Raw genomic sequence first — 15001 nt, forward strand, 5'->3', positions numbered from 1 at the left:
GCGAGCGGATTGTGACCTAACGGTGTCCGAACGGCACCACCTTGTTCGCGCTATCATGGCCGATATCGGCCGCTCCGAGCCACGCGATTCCGGACCGCTGGCACCAGTAGCGGACGATCTCCTCGGCGGTCAGGCCGAAGTCCGGGTCGTTCTGGACGATCTCCGACACCCGCCCCAGCCGGATGCCCGCCACCTTGCGGATCGACGGCTGGGCGGTCAGGTGGAACATCATGCGGTCGATCCGGTACAGCGGCTCCGACACGTCCTCCAGCATCAGCACGTGGTCCGTCAGGTCGGGCTCCAGATAGGTGCCGACCAGGGCGTCGAGGATGCTCAGGTTGAAGGCCACGGCCGGGCGCGCGTCGGTGTGCAGCGACGGCTCCCACGACGACGACGCCCCCGACTTCAGCCAGTTCAGCGCCCGCCAGGCGGTGTCGTCGTGGCGCACCGAATCCGAGGCCATCGGCCCGTGCGCCACCTGCGGAAAGCCCGCCTTGTACAACCCGGCCAGCAGGCTGCCCGCGTCGGAATAGCCCAGATACCGCTTCTTGCGCGCCACATCGGTCAGCCGCGGCAGCACCGCCTCCGCGATCCGGCACGAGCCGTAGCCGCCCCGCGCGAACCAGACCGCGTCCAGCCGCGGATCATTGGCGAATTCCACGAAGGCGTTGGCCCGCGTCGCGTCATCCCCGCCGAAATGGCCGTGCTTCTGGAACACCGCCGGATGGAAGACGATCTGGATCGACCCGTCCGGCACGTTCGCCGCGAACCACGCCTGAATGGCCTCGCCGCGGTCCTTCGAGAAGCGCGAACTGGCGTTGACGATGCCGATCTTCATTGAGAGGTCGTATCCTCGCCCAAGGCGCGCTTGCCATACTGCCGGTGGACTTCCCGATAAGTGAACTGTGTCACGGCGATGAGCCCGAAGAACACGAGCCACATCGGAAACCCGGCATCGTCCCAAGGCAAGCCCAGCCAGCGGAGCTTGTCAAAGGCCGACAGTAGAAGGCCAGCCAGCGAACCGACCGAAATCGTGATGAAGGATAATCGCACCCAAAGCGGCGGCTGCGCGGCTTCAAGCAGTGCGCGTTCATAACCCCGGGGTTCTCTGCCCAGCGCGCCGTCGATCAGCCGATCAACAATGGTCCGCTGTCGGGGTGTCGGCATCCGTCTCGTGTCCTTGCAATGGGCCCAGCCTAGGGCTCCCGGCCACGTTCTGGAAGACGGTTACGCGCCCCCTCTTCCCCGCCGCCCGGAACCCGCTTAGTCACACGTCATGGCGAACGACTATTTCTTCTGCGGGATCGGCGGCTCGGGCATGCTGCCGCTGGCGATGATCGTGCAGGCGCGCGGCGCCCGGATCGAGGGCTCGGACCGGTCCCGGGATCAGGGCCGCACGCCCGACAAATTCGCCTGGCTGGAAGCCCACGGCGTCGCCCTGCACCCCCAGGACGGTTCGGGCGTCACCCGCGCCGACCAGATCGTCGTCGCCACCGGCGCGGTCGAGGACACCGTCCCCGACATCGGCGCCGCGAAAGCCGTCGGCGCGACCATCCAAACCCGCCCCGAACTGCTCAGCCAGCTGTTCAACGCCGCCCCGACCTCCATCGGCGTGGCGGGCACCAGCGGCAAGTCGACCATCACCGGCATGATCGCCTGGATCCTGCATCAGGCGGGTCGCGAACCCACCGTCATGAACGGCGCGGTGATGAAGAATTTCGCTGACGCCGACCACCCCTTCGCCAGCGCCCTCGTCGGCGGCGCCGATCTGTTCGTGTCCGAGGTGGACGAGTCGGACGGCTCCATCGCCCGCTACGACCCGACCGTCGCCGTGGTCTCCAACATCTCGCTCGATCACAAGTCGATGGAGGAGCTGCGCGACCTGTTCGGCGGCTTCACCGCCCGCGCAACCACCGCCGTGCTCAACCTCGACAACCCCGAGACCGCCGCCCTGGCCCAGACCCTGCCGCCGGAAAAGGTCGTCACCTTCGCGCTCGGCGAAGAGGCCGCGACCCTGAACGCCCACGACCTGGAGCCTCAGCCGACCGGGATGCGCTTCACCCTGACCGAACTGGGCGGAGCGAAACACGCCGTCACCCTCAACGTCCCCGGCGCCCACAATGTCGCCAACGCCCTCGCCGCCCTCGGCGCGGTCCGCGCGCTGGGCGTTCCGCTGGCCGAGGCGACTGCCGCGCTGGAGACCTTCTCCGGCATCCGCCGCCGCATGGAGGTGGTGGGGACCGCAAACGGCGTCACCGTCATCGACGACTTCGCCCACAACCCGGACAAGATCGCCGCCACCCTGAAGACGCTTCACGCCTTCGACGGCCGCCTGCTGATCCTGTTCCAGCCCCATGGCTTCGGTCCTCTGAAGCTGATGCGGCATGAGTTCATCGACGGCTTCGCCGGCCTGATGCGCCCCGACGACGTCCTGCTGATGCCCGAGCCCGTCTATTATGGCGGCACGACCGACAGGTCCGTCGGCAGCGAGGACATCGCGTCGGGCGTCCGCGCCGAGGGCCGCAAGGCCGAGGCCCTGCCCACCCGCGACGCCTGCGGCGACCGCATCGTGGAACTGGCGAAACCCGGCGACCGGGTCATCGTCATGGGCGCCCGCGACGACACCCTGTCGGTCTTCGCCGCCGAGCTGCTCAAGCGACTTTAGCTCCGCTTACGGACTGATATTCAACAGAATATCTCGAAACATTCACGTACGGCAAAGCTCGCATTAAGTGGAAGCCCCTACTCCGGCTCCCGTCAGGGAGTGCGCGTGAATGGCCAGGATCGGAGACTTTGCGAGCGGTGGCGAGCCGATCGGCCCGGAGACCCCGGGCGCGCATGTCCTTGATCGCTTTGAACGCGAGCCCGACACCCTCGCCATCGCCGTCGTCGACGCGGACGGCCGACCCGTCGGTCTGGTGGAGCGCAACGCCTTCACCCTGCGCATGGCCGCCGAGTTCGGCCGCGCCCTCTACGCCCGCCGCCCGGCCTCCAGCTTTATGGACCCGTCGCCCCGCATCCTCGATGCCGACGCCAGCGCCGAAACCCTGTTCGAGAGCCTCGACGCCAGCAATCTGGGCGCCCTGCTGAACGGTTTCGTCGTCGCGTCGCAGGGTCGCTATGTCGGCGTCGGCGCCGGCGTTCACCTGTTGCAGGCGGGCAGCGCCATTCATCGGCAACGCGCCGAGGCCATGGGCGTGCTGGCCCGCGATCTCGCCCGCGCCGAGCAGGAGGCCCGCACCTCCAGCCGCGCCAAGTCCGAATTCCTCGCCGTCATGAGCCACGAGATCCGCACGCCCTTGAACGGCGTGCTGGGCGTCGCCGCCCTGATGGAGCGGGAGCTGACCCAGGACGGCCTGCGCCCCTATGTCCGCACCATCCTCGACTCGGGCCAGAGCCTGCTGCGTCTGCTGACCGACGCCCTCGACATGTCCCGCGCCGAGGCCGGGATGATGACCTTCGAAACCGGCGTGGTGTCGCTGGAGGCGGTCGCGCGCGACCTGACCGCCCTGTGGAGCCCGCGCGCCGAAGAGAAGGCGCTGACCCTCACCGTCGTCTGCGACGCCCCCGACGCCGCTCACGTCATCGCCGACGAGATGCGGCTGAAACAGCTTCTGAACAACCTGATCGGCAACGCCCTGAAATTCACCCCCGCCGGTCAGGTCGCCGTCCGCATCGCCGCCCGAGCCGAGGGCGACGAGGCCCGCATCACCGTCACCGTCGATGACAGCGGCCCCGGCGTGGCCGAGGATGCCGCCGTGACCATTTTCGACCCGTTCAACACCGGTCGCGCGGGCCGCGAGGGCGCCGGCGCCGGCCTGGGCCTCGCCATCTGTCGCCAGATCGTCGAGCGGATGGACGGCCGGATCGCCGTCCAGCGTTCGCCCCGGGGCGGCGCCCGCTTCATCTTCGACCTGCGCCTGCCGCTGGCCGTCGCGGAGGTCGCCCCCGAGATCGCCCCCGCCGGGCCCACGCCGCATGAAACCCTGCATGTGCTGGTGGTGGACGACAACGCCACCAACCGCTTCGTCGCGAGCAAGGTGCTGGAACTGTTCGGCTGCACCTCCGAAACCGCCGAAAACGGTCAGGAGGCGGTCGAACGGGTCCAGACCGTCCGCTTCGATCTGGTGCTGATGGATGTGAAAATGCCGGTCATGGACGGGGTTCAGGCCACCCGCGCCATCCGCGCCCTGCCCGGCTCCGTCGCGGCCCTGCCCATCCTCGCCCTGACCGCCAACGCCGATCCGCGCGACGAGGCCGACTATCTGGCGGCGGGCATGGACGGGGTGGCGCAAAAGCCGATCCAGCCCGACGTCCTGCTCGACGCCATCCGCCGCGTCCTGTCCGCCACACCTGCGACAGATCGAGCCGAGGCCGCATAAGGCGCGCAACCCGGATGCCGTCCGGGTATTGTAGCGCTTCATGTTCCAGATTCCTCCGCCGCCCCCGTCCGAACTCTCCGAGGTCGTCGTCACCGGCGCCCGTCTGCCCCCGGCGGCCGGCGAGGCGGCCTTCGCCGTCATCCGCCTCGATGACACCGATCTGAAACGGGAACAGCGGCTGGACGAGGCGCTCGCCTCCGTGCCCGCCGTCTCCCTGTTCCGCCGCACCTCCAGCCTGGCGGCCAACCCGACCACCCAGGGCATCAGCCTGCGCGCCATCGCCCCCTCCGGCGCGGGCCGGACGCTGGTCACCCTGGACGGCGCGCCGCTGAACGATCCCTTCGGCGGCTGGGTGATCTGGTCCCAGGTTCCGACCGAAAGCCTCTCCGGGCTCGACATCGTGCGCGGCGCCGGGGCCGGTCCCTATGGCGCGGGCGCCCTGACCGGAGTGATCCAGTTGCGCGAGCGGGACAGCGGCTGGACCGTGGACGGCTCCGTCGCCGAACGCGGCGGCGCGCGCCTGTCCACATCGGGTGTGACCACCCTCGGCCCCGCCCGCATCGTCGCTTCCGGCCTGTACGAGACCAGCGACGGCTACACCCCCGTGCGCGGCGCGGCCGCGGGCGCCGCGGACACCCCGCTGGATCTGGAGGTCCGCAGCGCCTCGATCCGCGCCGACCTGCCCGTCGGCGCCGCCACCGTCGCCCTGCGCGCCTCGGCCTTCGAGGAAGATCGCGGTTCGGGTCTCGCCGGCGCCCGCTCGACCGCCAGCGGCAACGCCCTGACCGCCACCGCCGCGCTGCAGCCCACCACCGACCGCCCGGGCTGGCGGCTTCAGGTCTGGCGGCGCGAAAGCGATCTGGCCAACACCTCGGTCGCCATCGCCGCCGATCGCGCCACCACCACCCCCGCCAACAATCAGTACGAGACCCCCGCCGTCGGCTGGGGCCTGAACGCCGCCCTGCGCCGCGTCCTCGTCAGCGGCATCGGCCGGGTCGAGTGGGAGCTGGGCGCCGACGCCCGCTTCGCCGACGGCGAGACCCGCGAGATGTTCCGCTACATGGGCGGCCAGTTCACCCGCGACCGCATCGCGGGCGGCGAAACCTCCGTCGTCGGCGCCTATGCCGAAGGCTCCTGGACCACCGGCCCTTGGCTGGTCGCCGGCGGGCTGCGCGCCGATCACTGGGAAAACACCGGCGGCAGCCGCTTCGAGCGGGACCGCCAGACCCTGGCCGTCACTCTCGACGAGACCGATCCCGACCGCTCGGGCGATGTCGTCAGCGCCCGCCTCGGCGTCCGGCGCGACATCGGCGCCGGACAGGCCCTGCGCCTCGCCGCATACACCGGTTTCCGCCCCGCCACCCTGAACGAGCTGCACCGCCCGTTCCGTGTCGGCAATGATCTGACCGAGGCCAACGCCGCGCTTGAACCCGAAACCGTCACCGGCGCGGAAGGCGGCTGGAGCTGGACCGGCGACCGCGCCTCCGTGACCGCCACCGCCTTCTGGACCCGGCTGGACGACGCCATCGTCAACGTCACCATCGGCGAAGGCCCGGCCACCTTCCCCCGCGCGGGCTTCGTCCCGGCGGGCGGCGTCCTGCGCCAGCGCCAGAACGCCGGGACCATCGAGGCGGTCGGGCTGGAGCTGGACAGCCGGTTTGACCTGACCGACGCCTTGACCCTGCGCGCCGCCCTGTCCCTGACCGACGCCGAGGTGGACGGCGGGACCGCCGCGCCCCAGCTGACCGGCCTGCGCCCGGCCCAGGCCCCGCGCGTCAGCGCCGTCGCCGGCGCCGACTGGCGCGCCACCGACCGCCTGACCCTGAGCGCCGACCTGCGCTGGGAGAGCGACCGGTTCGAGGATGATCTGAACAGCCGCGTGCTGGGCTCCGGCGGAACCCTGGATCTGCGCGCCGACTGGGCCGTCAATGAGACGACGGCGATCTGGATCAACGCCTCCAACCTGTTCGATGCGGAGATCGAGGTGTCGGAAACCGGAACCGGCGTCGCCGGCTTCGCCCCGCCCCGCACCCTCGGCATCGGGGTCAGACTGTCGCGCTAGGGTCCGGGCCGCCGGGGATGCCCGACCGATTCTGACGCATCGCCATGGGAGACTGCGACGGGCCGGGCCTCCCGGACCGGATCGGCCTGCGATCCGCACTCTTCGCACCCGTTTTTTCCAGGTGCGGTTTCCGAAGACCTGAGGCGTGGCGCCACTTGCAAATGGTTCTCAACTTCGGCATGAACCGCGGGTGACCGAAGCCGCCGCGACAGCCCCCAAGCCGAAGAAGGCCCTGAACGCCACCCGGTCGTTCTGGCTGAAGCAGCTGCATCAGTGGCACTGGATCTCGGCCGCCGTCAGCCTGATCGGCCTGCTGCTGTTCGCCATCACCGGCATTACCCTGAACCACGCCGCCTCCATCCCGGGGCAGGTCTCCACCGTGGAGAGCGCGGGCGTCTTGCCGGCCCCGCTGCTGGAACGCCTGTCCGCCTTCCCGCAGGAAACCACGGACCCCGTTCCCGACGCGGTCGCCCGCTGGGCTTCGGAGACCTTCAAGGTCTCGATCGCCGGACGTCCCACCGAGACCACGCCCGAGGAAGTCTACGTCGCCCTGCCCGAGCCCGGCGGCGACGGCTGGCTGACCATCGACCGCGCGACGGGCGACGCCTCGCGCGAGCGCACCACCCGCGGCCCGATCGCCTACCTCAACGACCTCCACAAGGGGCGCAACGCGGGCAAGGTCTGGTTCTGGTTCATCGACGTCTTCGCCGCCGCCTGCATCATCTTCGCCGTCACCGGCTTCGCCCTGACCTGGATGCACGCCAGACAGCGCCCCTCGACCTGGCCCCTGCTGGGTCTGGGCCTGCTGATCCCCGTCATCATCGCCCTCCTGTTCATTCACTGACGAGTTCGCCATGCGTCCCCTGACTCTCGCCGCCTCCGCCGTCGCGCTCGGCGCCTTCGCCGGCCCCGCCCTGGCCGCCGACCTGTCCGTGTCGGTGACCCTGCCCCAGCAGACCGGCGCCGCCTATCACCGCCCCTATGTCGCCGTCTGGATCGAGCGTCCGGACAACACCGCCGTGCGGACCCTGGCCGTCTGGTACCAGCAGACCGCGAATGCGGAAGGCGAGGGCAAGGACTGGCTCAAGGACATGCGCACCTGGTGGCGTCGGGGCGGCCAGTCGCTGACCCTGCCGGCCGACGGCGTCTCCAGCGCGACCAAGGCCCCGGGCACGCACGCCGTCCGCGTCCCCGCCGCCCGCCTGCGCGGCCTGCCCGCCGGCGACTATGTGCTGGTCGTCGAGGCCGCCCGCGAACTGGGCGGTCGTGAGTCCGTTCGCGTCCCCTTCGCCTGGGGCCGCGCCAACACCGCCCGGGCGACCGGGAGCCGTGAACTGGGCGCCGTCGCCGTCGCCGTCACCCGCTAAAGGAAGTCCGCCATGAAGAAGTCCATCGCCCTGCTGGCCGCCCTCGCGGCCCTCGCCCTGCCGATGTCCGCCCAGGCCCACCGCGCCTGGCTGGCCCCGACCTCGACCTCGCTTTCCGGCGCCGACGCCTGGGTCGGCTTTGACGCCGGCATGTCCAACGGCGTCTTCATCCCCGACCACGCCGCCATGAACATGGCCGGTCTGGTCATCACCGCCCCGGACGGCTCGACCGTCGCGCCCGAGAACGTCGCGCGCGCGCGTTACCGCTCGACCTTCGACCTGCACATGACCCAGCAGGGCACCTACCGCGTCGCCAACGTCATGGGCGGCGTCATGGTCAGCTACAAACAGGGCGGCGAGCAGAAGCGCTGGCGCGGGACCGAGGCCGACATGGCCGCCAACATTCCGGCCGACGCGACCGAGGTCTCGGCCACCCGCACCAACAGCCGGATCGAGACCTTCGTCACCCTCGGGGCCGGTTCGACCGGCGCCCTGGCCCCGACCGGCGTCGGCATCGAACTGGTGCCGGTGACCCACCCGAACGCCTTGGCCGCCGGTGAGGCCGCGACCTTCAAATTCATTCGCGACGGCCAGCCCGTCGCCGATCAGGACGTCACCATCGCCCGCGGCGGCACGCGCTACCGCGACAACCCCGACGAAATGACGGTCCGCACGGGCGCCGACGGCGCCTTCACCGTCACCTGGCCGGAAGCGGGCATGTACTGGATCAACACCTCGGTCCGCACCGCGGCCCAGGGCGACCAGATGGCCGTCAATGCCCAGTACAACGGCGCCCTGGAAGTCCTGCCCTGACCTCGAACACCGGCCCTGCCTCCAGCCACGGCGCGCCGCCCACGGTCTCCGTGGGCGGCGATGCTGTGCCGCGCGCGAACAATCGCGTCCTGATCCCGACGCACGGCCAGACGCCGACGCGTCCGCCCACCCCCCGGATCTGGGACTTCGCCGGTCAGACCATGGGCACTGACTGGGCTGTCCGGCTGGTTCCGCCCGACGACGCCGACCGGGCGAGGTTCCAGACCGCCATCGAGGACGAACTGGCGCGCATCAACGCCCTATTCAGCCACTGGGACAGCCGCTCGGAACTGGCCCGGTTCAACGCCGCGCCCGAAGGGTTCTGGGCCGTGTCCGAGCCCTTCTGGCTGTTGCTCAACGAGGCGATGAACATCGCCGACGACACCGACGGCGCCGTCGATCCGACGCTGGGCGCCCTCGTCGACCTGTGGGGCTTCGGCCCGCCGGGACCACGTCCGCTGAACAGCTTCGGCGACGCGCCCACCCTTCCGTTCGAGGATGAAATCGAGGCCGCCCGCGCCGTGTCCGGCTGGGGTCGCCTTCGCCTCAACCGCGACCGCCGCGCGGTGCAGCAGATCGGAGGGCTGAGGCTCGACCTGTCCGGCATCGCCAAGGGGCACGCCGTCGATCGCGTCTCCGATCGCCTGGCCGAGCTGGGCGCCGCCCACCATCTGGTCGAGATCGGCGGCGAACTGCGGGGTCGCGGCGTCAAGCCGGACGGCCATCCCTGGTGGGTCGAGCTTCAGCAGGCGCCGGGCGCGCCCGCGCCCCGCACCGTGGTCGCCCTGTTCGATCTCGCCGTCGCCACCTCCGGCGACTGGATCAAGGGTTTCGAGACCTTCGGCAAACGCTACAGCCACACCCTCGACGGACGCACCGGCAGACCCGTGGAGAACGGCGTCGCCTCCGTCACCGTGCTGGCCGACACGGCCCTGCACGCCGACGCCATGGCCACCGCCCTGACCGTCATGGGCCCGCAGGAGGGCCCCGCCTTCGCCACCGCCGTGAAGATCGCGGCCGCCTTCGTCGTGCGCGGCGAGAACGGCGGCGTCACCGAAATCGTGACCCCGGCCTTCTCGGCCATGCTGGACGAGGGCGCGTGACCACCGATCCCGGACGTCTGATCTGGGCCGCCGTCGCGGTCGGTCTGTGGCTGCTCAGCGTTCTGGCCGTGGTTCTGCTGCGCCTGCGGGCGAACCGCGCCGCCGCGCGCAAGGCCGCCGCCCTCGCCCCGCCCGCTGGCGTGGACGCCGTCCTGGTCGCCTTCGCCAGCCAGACCGGTCTGGCCGAGGAACTGGCGTGGATGACGGCCAGAAGCCTGTCCGACGCCGGCACGCCCGCGCGGGTCGTCCTGCTGGGCGATCTGGAACCGGCCGAGCTCAAGGCCGCCGGCCGCTTGCTGGTCATCGCCGCCACCACCGGCGAGGGCGACCCGCCCGACAGCATGTCGTGGTTCGTGCGTCAGGCGATGACGACCCCCGCCGATCTGGCCGGCCTGTCCTACGGCCTGCTGGCCCTGGGCGACCGCACCTATGCCGACTACTGCGGCTTCGGCCGCGCGCTGGACAGCTGGCTGCAGCGCTCGGGCGCCCGGCCCCTGTTCGACCATGTCGAGGTCGACAACGGCGACACCGGCGCGATCCGTCACTGGCAGCATCAGCTGGGCCTGATCACCGGCTCGACCGTCGAGGCCGACTGGACCCCGCCCGCCTATGAGCGCTGGCGACTGGTCGAGCGGCGCCGGCTCAACCCCGGCAGTCCCGGCGGCGAGGCGCATCTGCTGGCCTTCGAGCCCGTCGACCACGCCCCGCACTGGGCCGCCGGCGACATCGCCGAGATCGGCCTGCCCGACCCGACGCAGGGCAGCCGCGAATACTCCGTCGCCTCCCTGCCCGCGTCCGGCCGGGCGGAGTTCATCATCCGGCGCGTGACCCGCCCGGACGGAACGCCGGGCCTTGCGTCCGGCTGGCTGACCCGCGACCTGACCCCGGGCGCCGAGATCGGCCTGCGCATTCGCACCAACCGCAGTTTCCACGGGCCGGAGGCGTCCGCACCGCTGATCCTGATCGGCAACGGCACCGGCCTCGCCGGCCTGCGCGCCCACCTGAAGGCCCGCGAGGGCCAGCCGCACGGCGGGGCGTGGCTGATGTTCGGCGAGCGCACCCGCGCCCACGACGCCCTTCTGAATGACGAGCTGGAGGCCATGCTGGCGTCCGGCCTGCTGACCCGGCTGGACCGCGTCTTCTCCCGCGACGCCGGCGACGGCCGCTACGTCCAGGCGGTCGTGACCGAACAGGCGGAGACGCTGAAAGACTGGCTGTCCCGCGGCGCCACGATCATGGTCTGCGGCAGTCTGGAAGGCATGTCGAAGGGCGTGCACGACGCCCTCGAAGCCGTCCTCGGCGCCGAAGCCCTGCGCGACCTCACCGAAACCGGCCGGTACCGGCGGGACGTGTACTGAGTGGCTAGTGGCTAGTGGCTAGTGGCTAGTGGCTAGTGGCTAGTGGCTAGTGGCTAGGGTCGCTCACTTCGCTGGTCGCGGAAAGGCGGCGCAGTCCGCACCGTCGCACGCTGCCAGCCAGCCACTAATCACTAGCCACTAGCCACTTCCCACGCTCCGGCCCCACCGACTGAGCGCCCTGCCGGAGGGCCCAGCCCGCCTCAGACCTCCGCCCAGCGCCGCATCAGGTTGTGATAGACCGCCGTCAGCTCCAGCACGGCGGCGTCCTTCGGCCCCTTGTCGAGGCTGACCCGCTGGATGGCGACATCCATCCGGAACAGGGTCTCGCGGTCCGCGTCGTCGCGGATCAGGCTCTGCAGCCAGAAGAAGCTCGACACCCGCGCCCCGCGCGTCACCGGCGTCACCCGGTGCAGGCTCTTGGACGGATACAGCACCAGATCCCCCGCCGGCAGCTTCACCGACTGCGGACCGTACATCTCCTCGATGATCAGTTCGCCGCCGTCATAGTCCTCCGGCTCGGACAGGAAGACGGTGCAGGACAGGTCGCTGCGGATGCGGATGTTGCCGCGCTGGCGGATGGCGTTGTCGACGTGGACGCCGAAATGCTCCCCGCCCTGGTAGCGGTTGAACAGGGGCGGAAAGATCGTGTGCGGCAGGGCGGCCGATACGAACATCGGATTGGCGTTCAGCACCTGATGGATCAGTCCGCCGACCTCCCGCGCCTCGCCGGAGTCCTCCGGCAGTTGCTGGTTCACCTTGGCGGTCGCCGACTGGTGGCCCGAGGTGACGTTGCCGTCCGTCCACGGCCCGGCGTCCAGCGTCGCGCGCAGGGCGGCGACCTCGGCCTTGGTGAACACCTCTGGAATGTGCAGCAGCATGAGCCGCCTCCTTCATCACGCCGCGGCCCGGACGCAGGAAAGCCCGGGGGTCAGGTCATCAGGGAAGACACCTGAGCCCCCGGGCTCCACGCGACAAGGCTTCTCGGGCCGATTAGCCTAGTAGCGCAGGTTGAGCGTCAGGATCGCCTGACGGGCCGGGGCCGGATCGGCGTGGTGCACGCCATTGGTGCGGATGATGTATTCCTCGTCCGTCGCGTTCTTGACGTTCAGCTGCAGGCTGGTCCGCTCGTTGAGGTCGTAGGAGGCGAACAGGTCCAGACGGGTCCATTCCGGCATGTAGATGCGATTGCCGCCGCCGCCGGCGCCGCCCTGGTTCCCGCCGTAGGTCTCGCCCACATAATAGACGCCGCCGCCCAGGGTCAGACGCTGGCTCACGCGATAGGTGGAGAACAGGCTGACCGAATGCTCCGGCGTATTGGCCAGCGGATCGCCTTCAAACAGGCTGGGCACGCAGGTCGGGGGAACCGTGGTGTTGTCCACCGTGCAGGCGCCGCGCACCAGTTCGGAATCCGTCCAGCTATAGCCGCCGAAGACCGTCCACTCGGGCGTGATGTTGCCCGAGATGCCCAGCTCAACCCCCGTCACCTCCACTTCGCCGGCCTGCTGGAAGTCGGTGGCGCCGGCGCCCGTGCGGATGACGGCGTTCTGACGTGTCATCTGGTAAGCGGCCGCCGACAGGGCCAGTCGATCGCCGAACAGGTTGGCCTTGGCGCCGATTTCCCAGCTCTCGCTGTCCTCGGGGTCCAGCACCACATTGGTCTCGCCATTCACCGTGCCCGTCCCGCCCGAGGCGTTCTGGTCGCCGCTCGCCAGCGTCGGCGGCGTCGACGAGGTGCCGTAGGACACATACAGGCTCGACCATTGGGTCGGCTTGAACACCAGGCCCGCCTGATAGTTGGTGAACTCCCACTCACGGCGCGGAACCACCGTCGACGGAAGCGTCAGCCCCTCGACCGCATAGATGTCGTGACGAACACCCAGATTGATGATGAAGCGCTCGCCCAGAGAGATGGAGTCCAGCGCGTAAAGGCCGACCGTCTCGGTCGTGCTCGACGACGGCAGGCCGCGCACGATGGTGCCGGTCCACGGGTCGCTCGGGTTCGGATCATAGACCGGGGTGCAGTCGAAGCCGGTCAGCCCCACCGGGCAGGCCGTCCCCGACAGGGTCGTAACGGTATAGGAGGCGTTGCGGTTCTTCTCTTGCGACAGTTCAACGCCGAGGTTGAAGCTGTGGCGCAGGCCCGCGCCGCCGAAGCTGCCCGTCAGGTCGGTCACATTGGCGATGGTCTCGGCTTCGTTCCAGCGGCTCTTCAGCCCCCGCTTCATCCACCAGACGCCGCCGACATTGATGGCCGTGCCGCCGTCGCCGGGGTTGGTCACGACATAGTCGTTCAGGGTCCGCGAATAGCGGCTGACGTTACGCAGGCTCAGGGTGTCGCTGAAAGCATGGCGGAAGTCGAAGGTGATGGTGTCGACTTCATTGGTCAGGAAGTCGCGCGCCTCCAGGCCGTAGAAGCTGTCGTAAGGCACATCCAGAATGCCGCTCGGGTCCGGCCGTGGCGCGGTCGCCCCGCCCAGTTTGCTGTAGAGCGGGATGCCGTAGTCCGGCATCTGGTTCGAGGTCAGGTGATAGTAGCTGACCACGCCCGAGGTCGCCTGGCCCAGGCCCGCGCCGATGGACAGGCCAAGGCCCCACTTGTCGTAGTCGACGCTGTCACGACCGGGCACGTCACCCTGGGCGCCCATCAGGTTGAAGCGGACGCCGGCGTTGTCACCCAGGATCCAGTTCTGGTCGATCGTGCCGCGCAGATAACCGTCCGTGCCGGCCCCCAGACTGAAATGGGTGAAGTCCTGCAGGCGGGGCGCCTTGGAGCCCAGATTGATCGAGCCGCCACCCGAGCCGCGGCCCGAATAGACCGAGTCCGGCCCCTTCACGACCTCGACCTGCTCCAGGTTGAAGACTTCGCGCTGCTGGCCGCCCGTGTCGCGAATGCCGTCGACGAAGACGTTGTTGCCCGAGGACTGGCCACGGATGAACGGACGGTCGGCCAGCGGCTGGCCGCCTTCGCCGGCGCCGAACGAGATGCCCGGCGAGTTCTGCAGGATGTCCTGCAGCGACATCGCATTGGTCTGCTCGATGATCTGCTGCGGAATGATGGTGACCGAGCGCGGCGTGTCCACCAGCGGCGCGACGAACTCGGGCGACTGCGGCTCGCGGCGAACGCGCTGGCCCGTGACCGTCACCCCGTTCAGGGTGGTGGCTTCCTGATCCTGCTGCGGATCCGCCGTCGTCGCCGGGTCGCCGGCCATGGCGGGCGTGGCGGCGATCAGCATGCCGGCGGCGCTGGAAGCGAACAGAAGGGTGCGAAGCGCGTCGGCGCGGTGGGTCATGGCGGTGTTCCGGGAGGAATGACTTGCGATCGGCTCGCATTATCATCTTCCCGCAACTCTACAAACGTTTTTGCGACACATTCGCATAAATTGTCCGCGTGTCGCTTTCGCGCGTCAACGCGTCACGACATGCCGCTTCATCGGGGCCAGCCTCGCCAGAAAGCGGTTCTGCTGGCCGAACGGCACGCCTTCCGCCGTCATGGCCGCCTGCAGGTTCTCCACCAGCGCCCCCATGTCCGCCGACTGCAGTCCGGTGTCCTGATGCCCGGCGGTCATGTCGCGCCCCGTGTAGTCGCAGCCGCCGTTCAGGATGTAGCAGAACTGCTCCTTCAGGGTCCGGCGCAGCCGCACCATGTCGGTGCGGGCGAAGATGTCCGCGATGCGCGGATCGGCGACGTTGCGATCAACCAGGTCATCGACGATCCGGTCGATGCCCTCACGCCCGTTGAAGGCCTCCAGCATCGCGGTTCCCGTGAAGGGCTCCGCGCCCGCATTGGCGTTCGACGCCACATAGGGCGCCACCGCATCCTCCCCCGGCATATGCGCCGGGTCCGGCGCGGTCTGGGCCAGAACCGGCGCGGCCATGAGCGACAGCGCGACCGCGAAAAAGACCTTGCCGACCATGT

The 15001-nt window shown here is 69.8% G+C and carries 13 protein-coding genes; 8 read left to right on the top strand and 5 right to left on the bottom strand.

Features of this window, described 5'->3' with window-relative positions; genetic code table 11:
- Positions 1 to 16: 16 nt before the first annotated feature.
- Positions 17 to 838, bottom strand: a complete 822-nt coding sequence (locus ACW174_RS03330; protein ID WP_492016282.1) for an LD-carboxypeptidase — start codon at positions 836 to 838, stop codon at positions 17 to 19.
- Positions 835 to 1167: a hypothetical protein gene (locus ACW174_RS03335; protein WP_492016283.1), complete on the bottom strand. Its 333-nt coding sequence runs from the start codon at positions 1165 to 1167 to the stop codon at positions 835 to 837. The genes ACW174_RS03330 and ACW174_RS03335 overlap by 4 nt, the downstream gene beginning before the upstream one ends.
- A 109-nt stretch (positions 1168 to 1276) precedes the next feature.
- On the opposite strand from ACW174_RS03335, the gene ACW174_RS03340 reads away from it, so the two are divergent.
- The 8 genes from ACW174_RS03340 (at position 1277) to ACW174_RS03375 (ending at position 11085) form a co-directional block, all read left to right on the top strand.
- Positions 1277 to 2665 (top strand): UDP-N-acetylmuramate--L-alanine ligase, encoded by a 1389-nt coding sequence (locus tag ACW174_RS03340; RefSeq protein WP_492016284.1) that lies wholly within the window; start codon positions 1277 to 1279, stop codon positions 2663 to 2665.
- A 109-nt stretch (positions 2666 to 2774) separates the two neighbouring features.
- Entirely contained in the window at positions 2775 to 4382 is a 1608-nt protein-coding gene (locus tag ACW174_RS03345) for an ATP-binding protein (RefSeq protein ID WP_492016285.1), read from the top strand.
- A 40-nt stretch (positions 4383 to 4422) separates the two neighbouring features.
- Positions 4423 to 6444 (top strand): TonB-dependent receptor, encoded by a 2022-nt coding sequence (locus ACW174_RS03350; RefSeq protein WP_492016286.1) that lies wholly within the window; start codon positions 4423 to 4425, stop codon positions 6442 to 6444.
- Positions 6445 to 6634: 190 nt separating this feature from the next.
- Complete coding sequence (locus tag ACW174_RS03355) at positions 6635 to 7288, top strand: PepSY-associated TM helix domain-containing protein (protein WP_492016287.1); 654 nt, start codon at positions 6635 to 6637, stop codon at positions 7286 to 7288.
- 10 nt (positions 7289 to 7298) lie between these two features.
- Positions 7299 to 7811: a DUF2271 domain-containing protein gene (locus tag ACW174_RS03360; RefSeq protein WP_492016288.1), complete on the top strand. Its 513-nt coding sequence runs from the start codon at positions 7299 to 7301 to the stop codon at positions 7809 to 7811.
- A 12-nt stretch (positions 7812 to 7823) separates the two neighbouring features.
- A complete protein-coding gene (locus ACW174_RS03365) occupies positions 7824 to 8624 on the top strand; it encodes a DUF4198 domain-containing protein (protein WP_492016289.1) in 801 nt (266 codons plus the stop codon).
- Positions 8625 to 8689: 65 nt separating this feature from the next.
- A complete protein-coding gene (locus ACW174_RS03370) occupies positions 8690 to 9727 on the top strand; it encodes an FAD:protein FMN transferase (protein ID WP_492016290.1) in 1038 nt (345 codons plus the stop codon).
- Positions 9724 to 11085 carry a sulfite reductase subunit alpha gene (locus ACW174_RS03375; RefSeq protein ID WP_492016291.1) on the top strand — a complete coding sequence of 454 codons (1362 nt, stop codon included), beginning with the start codon at positions 9724 to 9726 and terminating at the stop codon, positions 11083 to 11085. The genes ACW174_RS03370 and ACW174_RS03375 overlap by 4 nt, the downstream gene beginning before the upstream one ends.
- A 200-nt stretch (positions 11086 to 11285) precedes the next feature.
- Here the strand turns inward: ACW174_RS03375 and ACW174_RS03380 are convergent, their stop codons facing one another.
- The 3 genes from ACW174_RS03380 to ACW174_RS03390 all read right to left on the bottom strand — a co-directional run bounded on the left by ACW174_RS03380 (position 11286) and on the right by ACW174_RS03390 (position 14999).
- Positions 11286 to 11963 (bottom strand): Fe2+-dependent dioxygenase, encoded by a 678-nt coding sequence (locus tag ACW174_RS03380; protein WP_492016292.1) that lies wholly within the window; start codon positions 11961 to 11963, stop codon positions 11286 to 11288.
- Between the two features lie 117 nt (positions 11964 to 12080).
- Positions 12081 to 14375, bottom strand: a complete 2295-nt coding sequence (locus ACW174_RS03385) for a TonB-dependent receptor (RefSeq protein WP_492016293.1) — start codon at positions 14373 to 14375, stop codon at positions 12081 to 12083.
- A 114-nt stretch (positions 14376 to 14489) separates the two neighbouring features.
- Complete coding sequence (locus ACW174_RS03390) at positions 14490 to 14999, bottom strand: group I truncated hemoglobin (RefSeq protein ID WP_492016294.1); 510 nt, start codon at positions 14997 to 14999, stop codon at positions 14490 to 14492.
- Positions 15000 to 15001: the final 2 nt, after the last annotated feature.

The sequence above is a fragment of the Brevundimonas sp. AVps31 genome, assembly GCF_058681355.1.

Bases quoted from the DNA above. Each gene is read 5' to 3' on its own strand.
- ACW174_RS03360 (WP_492016288.1), top strand. From the start codon at position 7,299: ATGCGTCCCCTGACTCTCGCCGCCTCCGCCGTCGCGCTCGGCGCCTTC.
- ACW174_RS03385 (WP_492016293.1), bottom strand. From the start codon at position 14,375: ATGACCCACCGCGCCGACGCGCTTCGCACCCTTCTGTTCGCTTCCAGC.
- ACW174_RS03390 (WP_492016294.1), bottom strand. From the start codon at position 14,999: ATGGTCGGCAAGGTCTTTTTCGCGGTCGCGCTGTCGCTCATGGCCGCG.
- ACW174_RS03380 (WP_492016292.1), bottom strand. From the start codon at position 11,963: ATGCTGCTGCACATTCCAGAGGTGTTCACCAAGGCCGAGGTCGCCGCC.
- ACW174_RS03335 (WP_492016283.1), bottom strand. From the start codon at position 1,167: ATGCCGACACCCCGACAGCGGACCATTGTTGATCGGCTGATCGACGGC.
- ACW174_RS03365 (WP_492016289.1), top strand. From the start codon at position 7,824: ATGAAGAAGTCCATCGCCCTGCTGGCCGCCCTCGCGGCCCTCGCCCTG.
- ACW174_RS03345 (WP_492016285.1), top strand. From the start codon at position 2,775: ATGGCCAGGATCGGAGACTTTGCGAGCGGTGGCGAGCCGATCGGCCCG.
- ACW174_RS03340 (WP_492016284.1), top strand. From the start codon at position 1,277: ATGGCGAACGACTATTTCTTCTGCGGGATCGGCGGCTCGGGCATGCTG.
- ACW174_RS03350 (WP_492016286.1), top strand. From the start codon at position 4,423: ATGTTCCAGATTCCTCCGCCGCCCCCGTCCGAACTCTCCGAGGTCGTC.
- ACW174_RS03330 (WP_492016282.1), bottom strand. From the start codon at position 838: ATGAAGATCGGCATCGTCAACGCCAGTTCGCGCTTCTCGAAGGACCGC.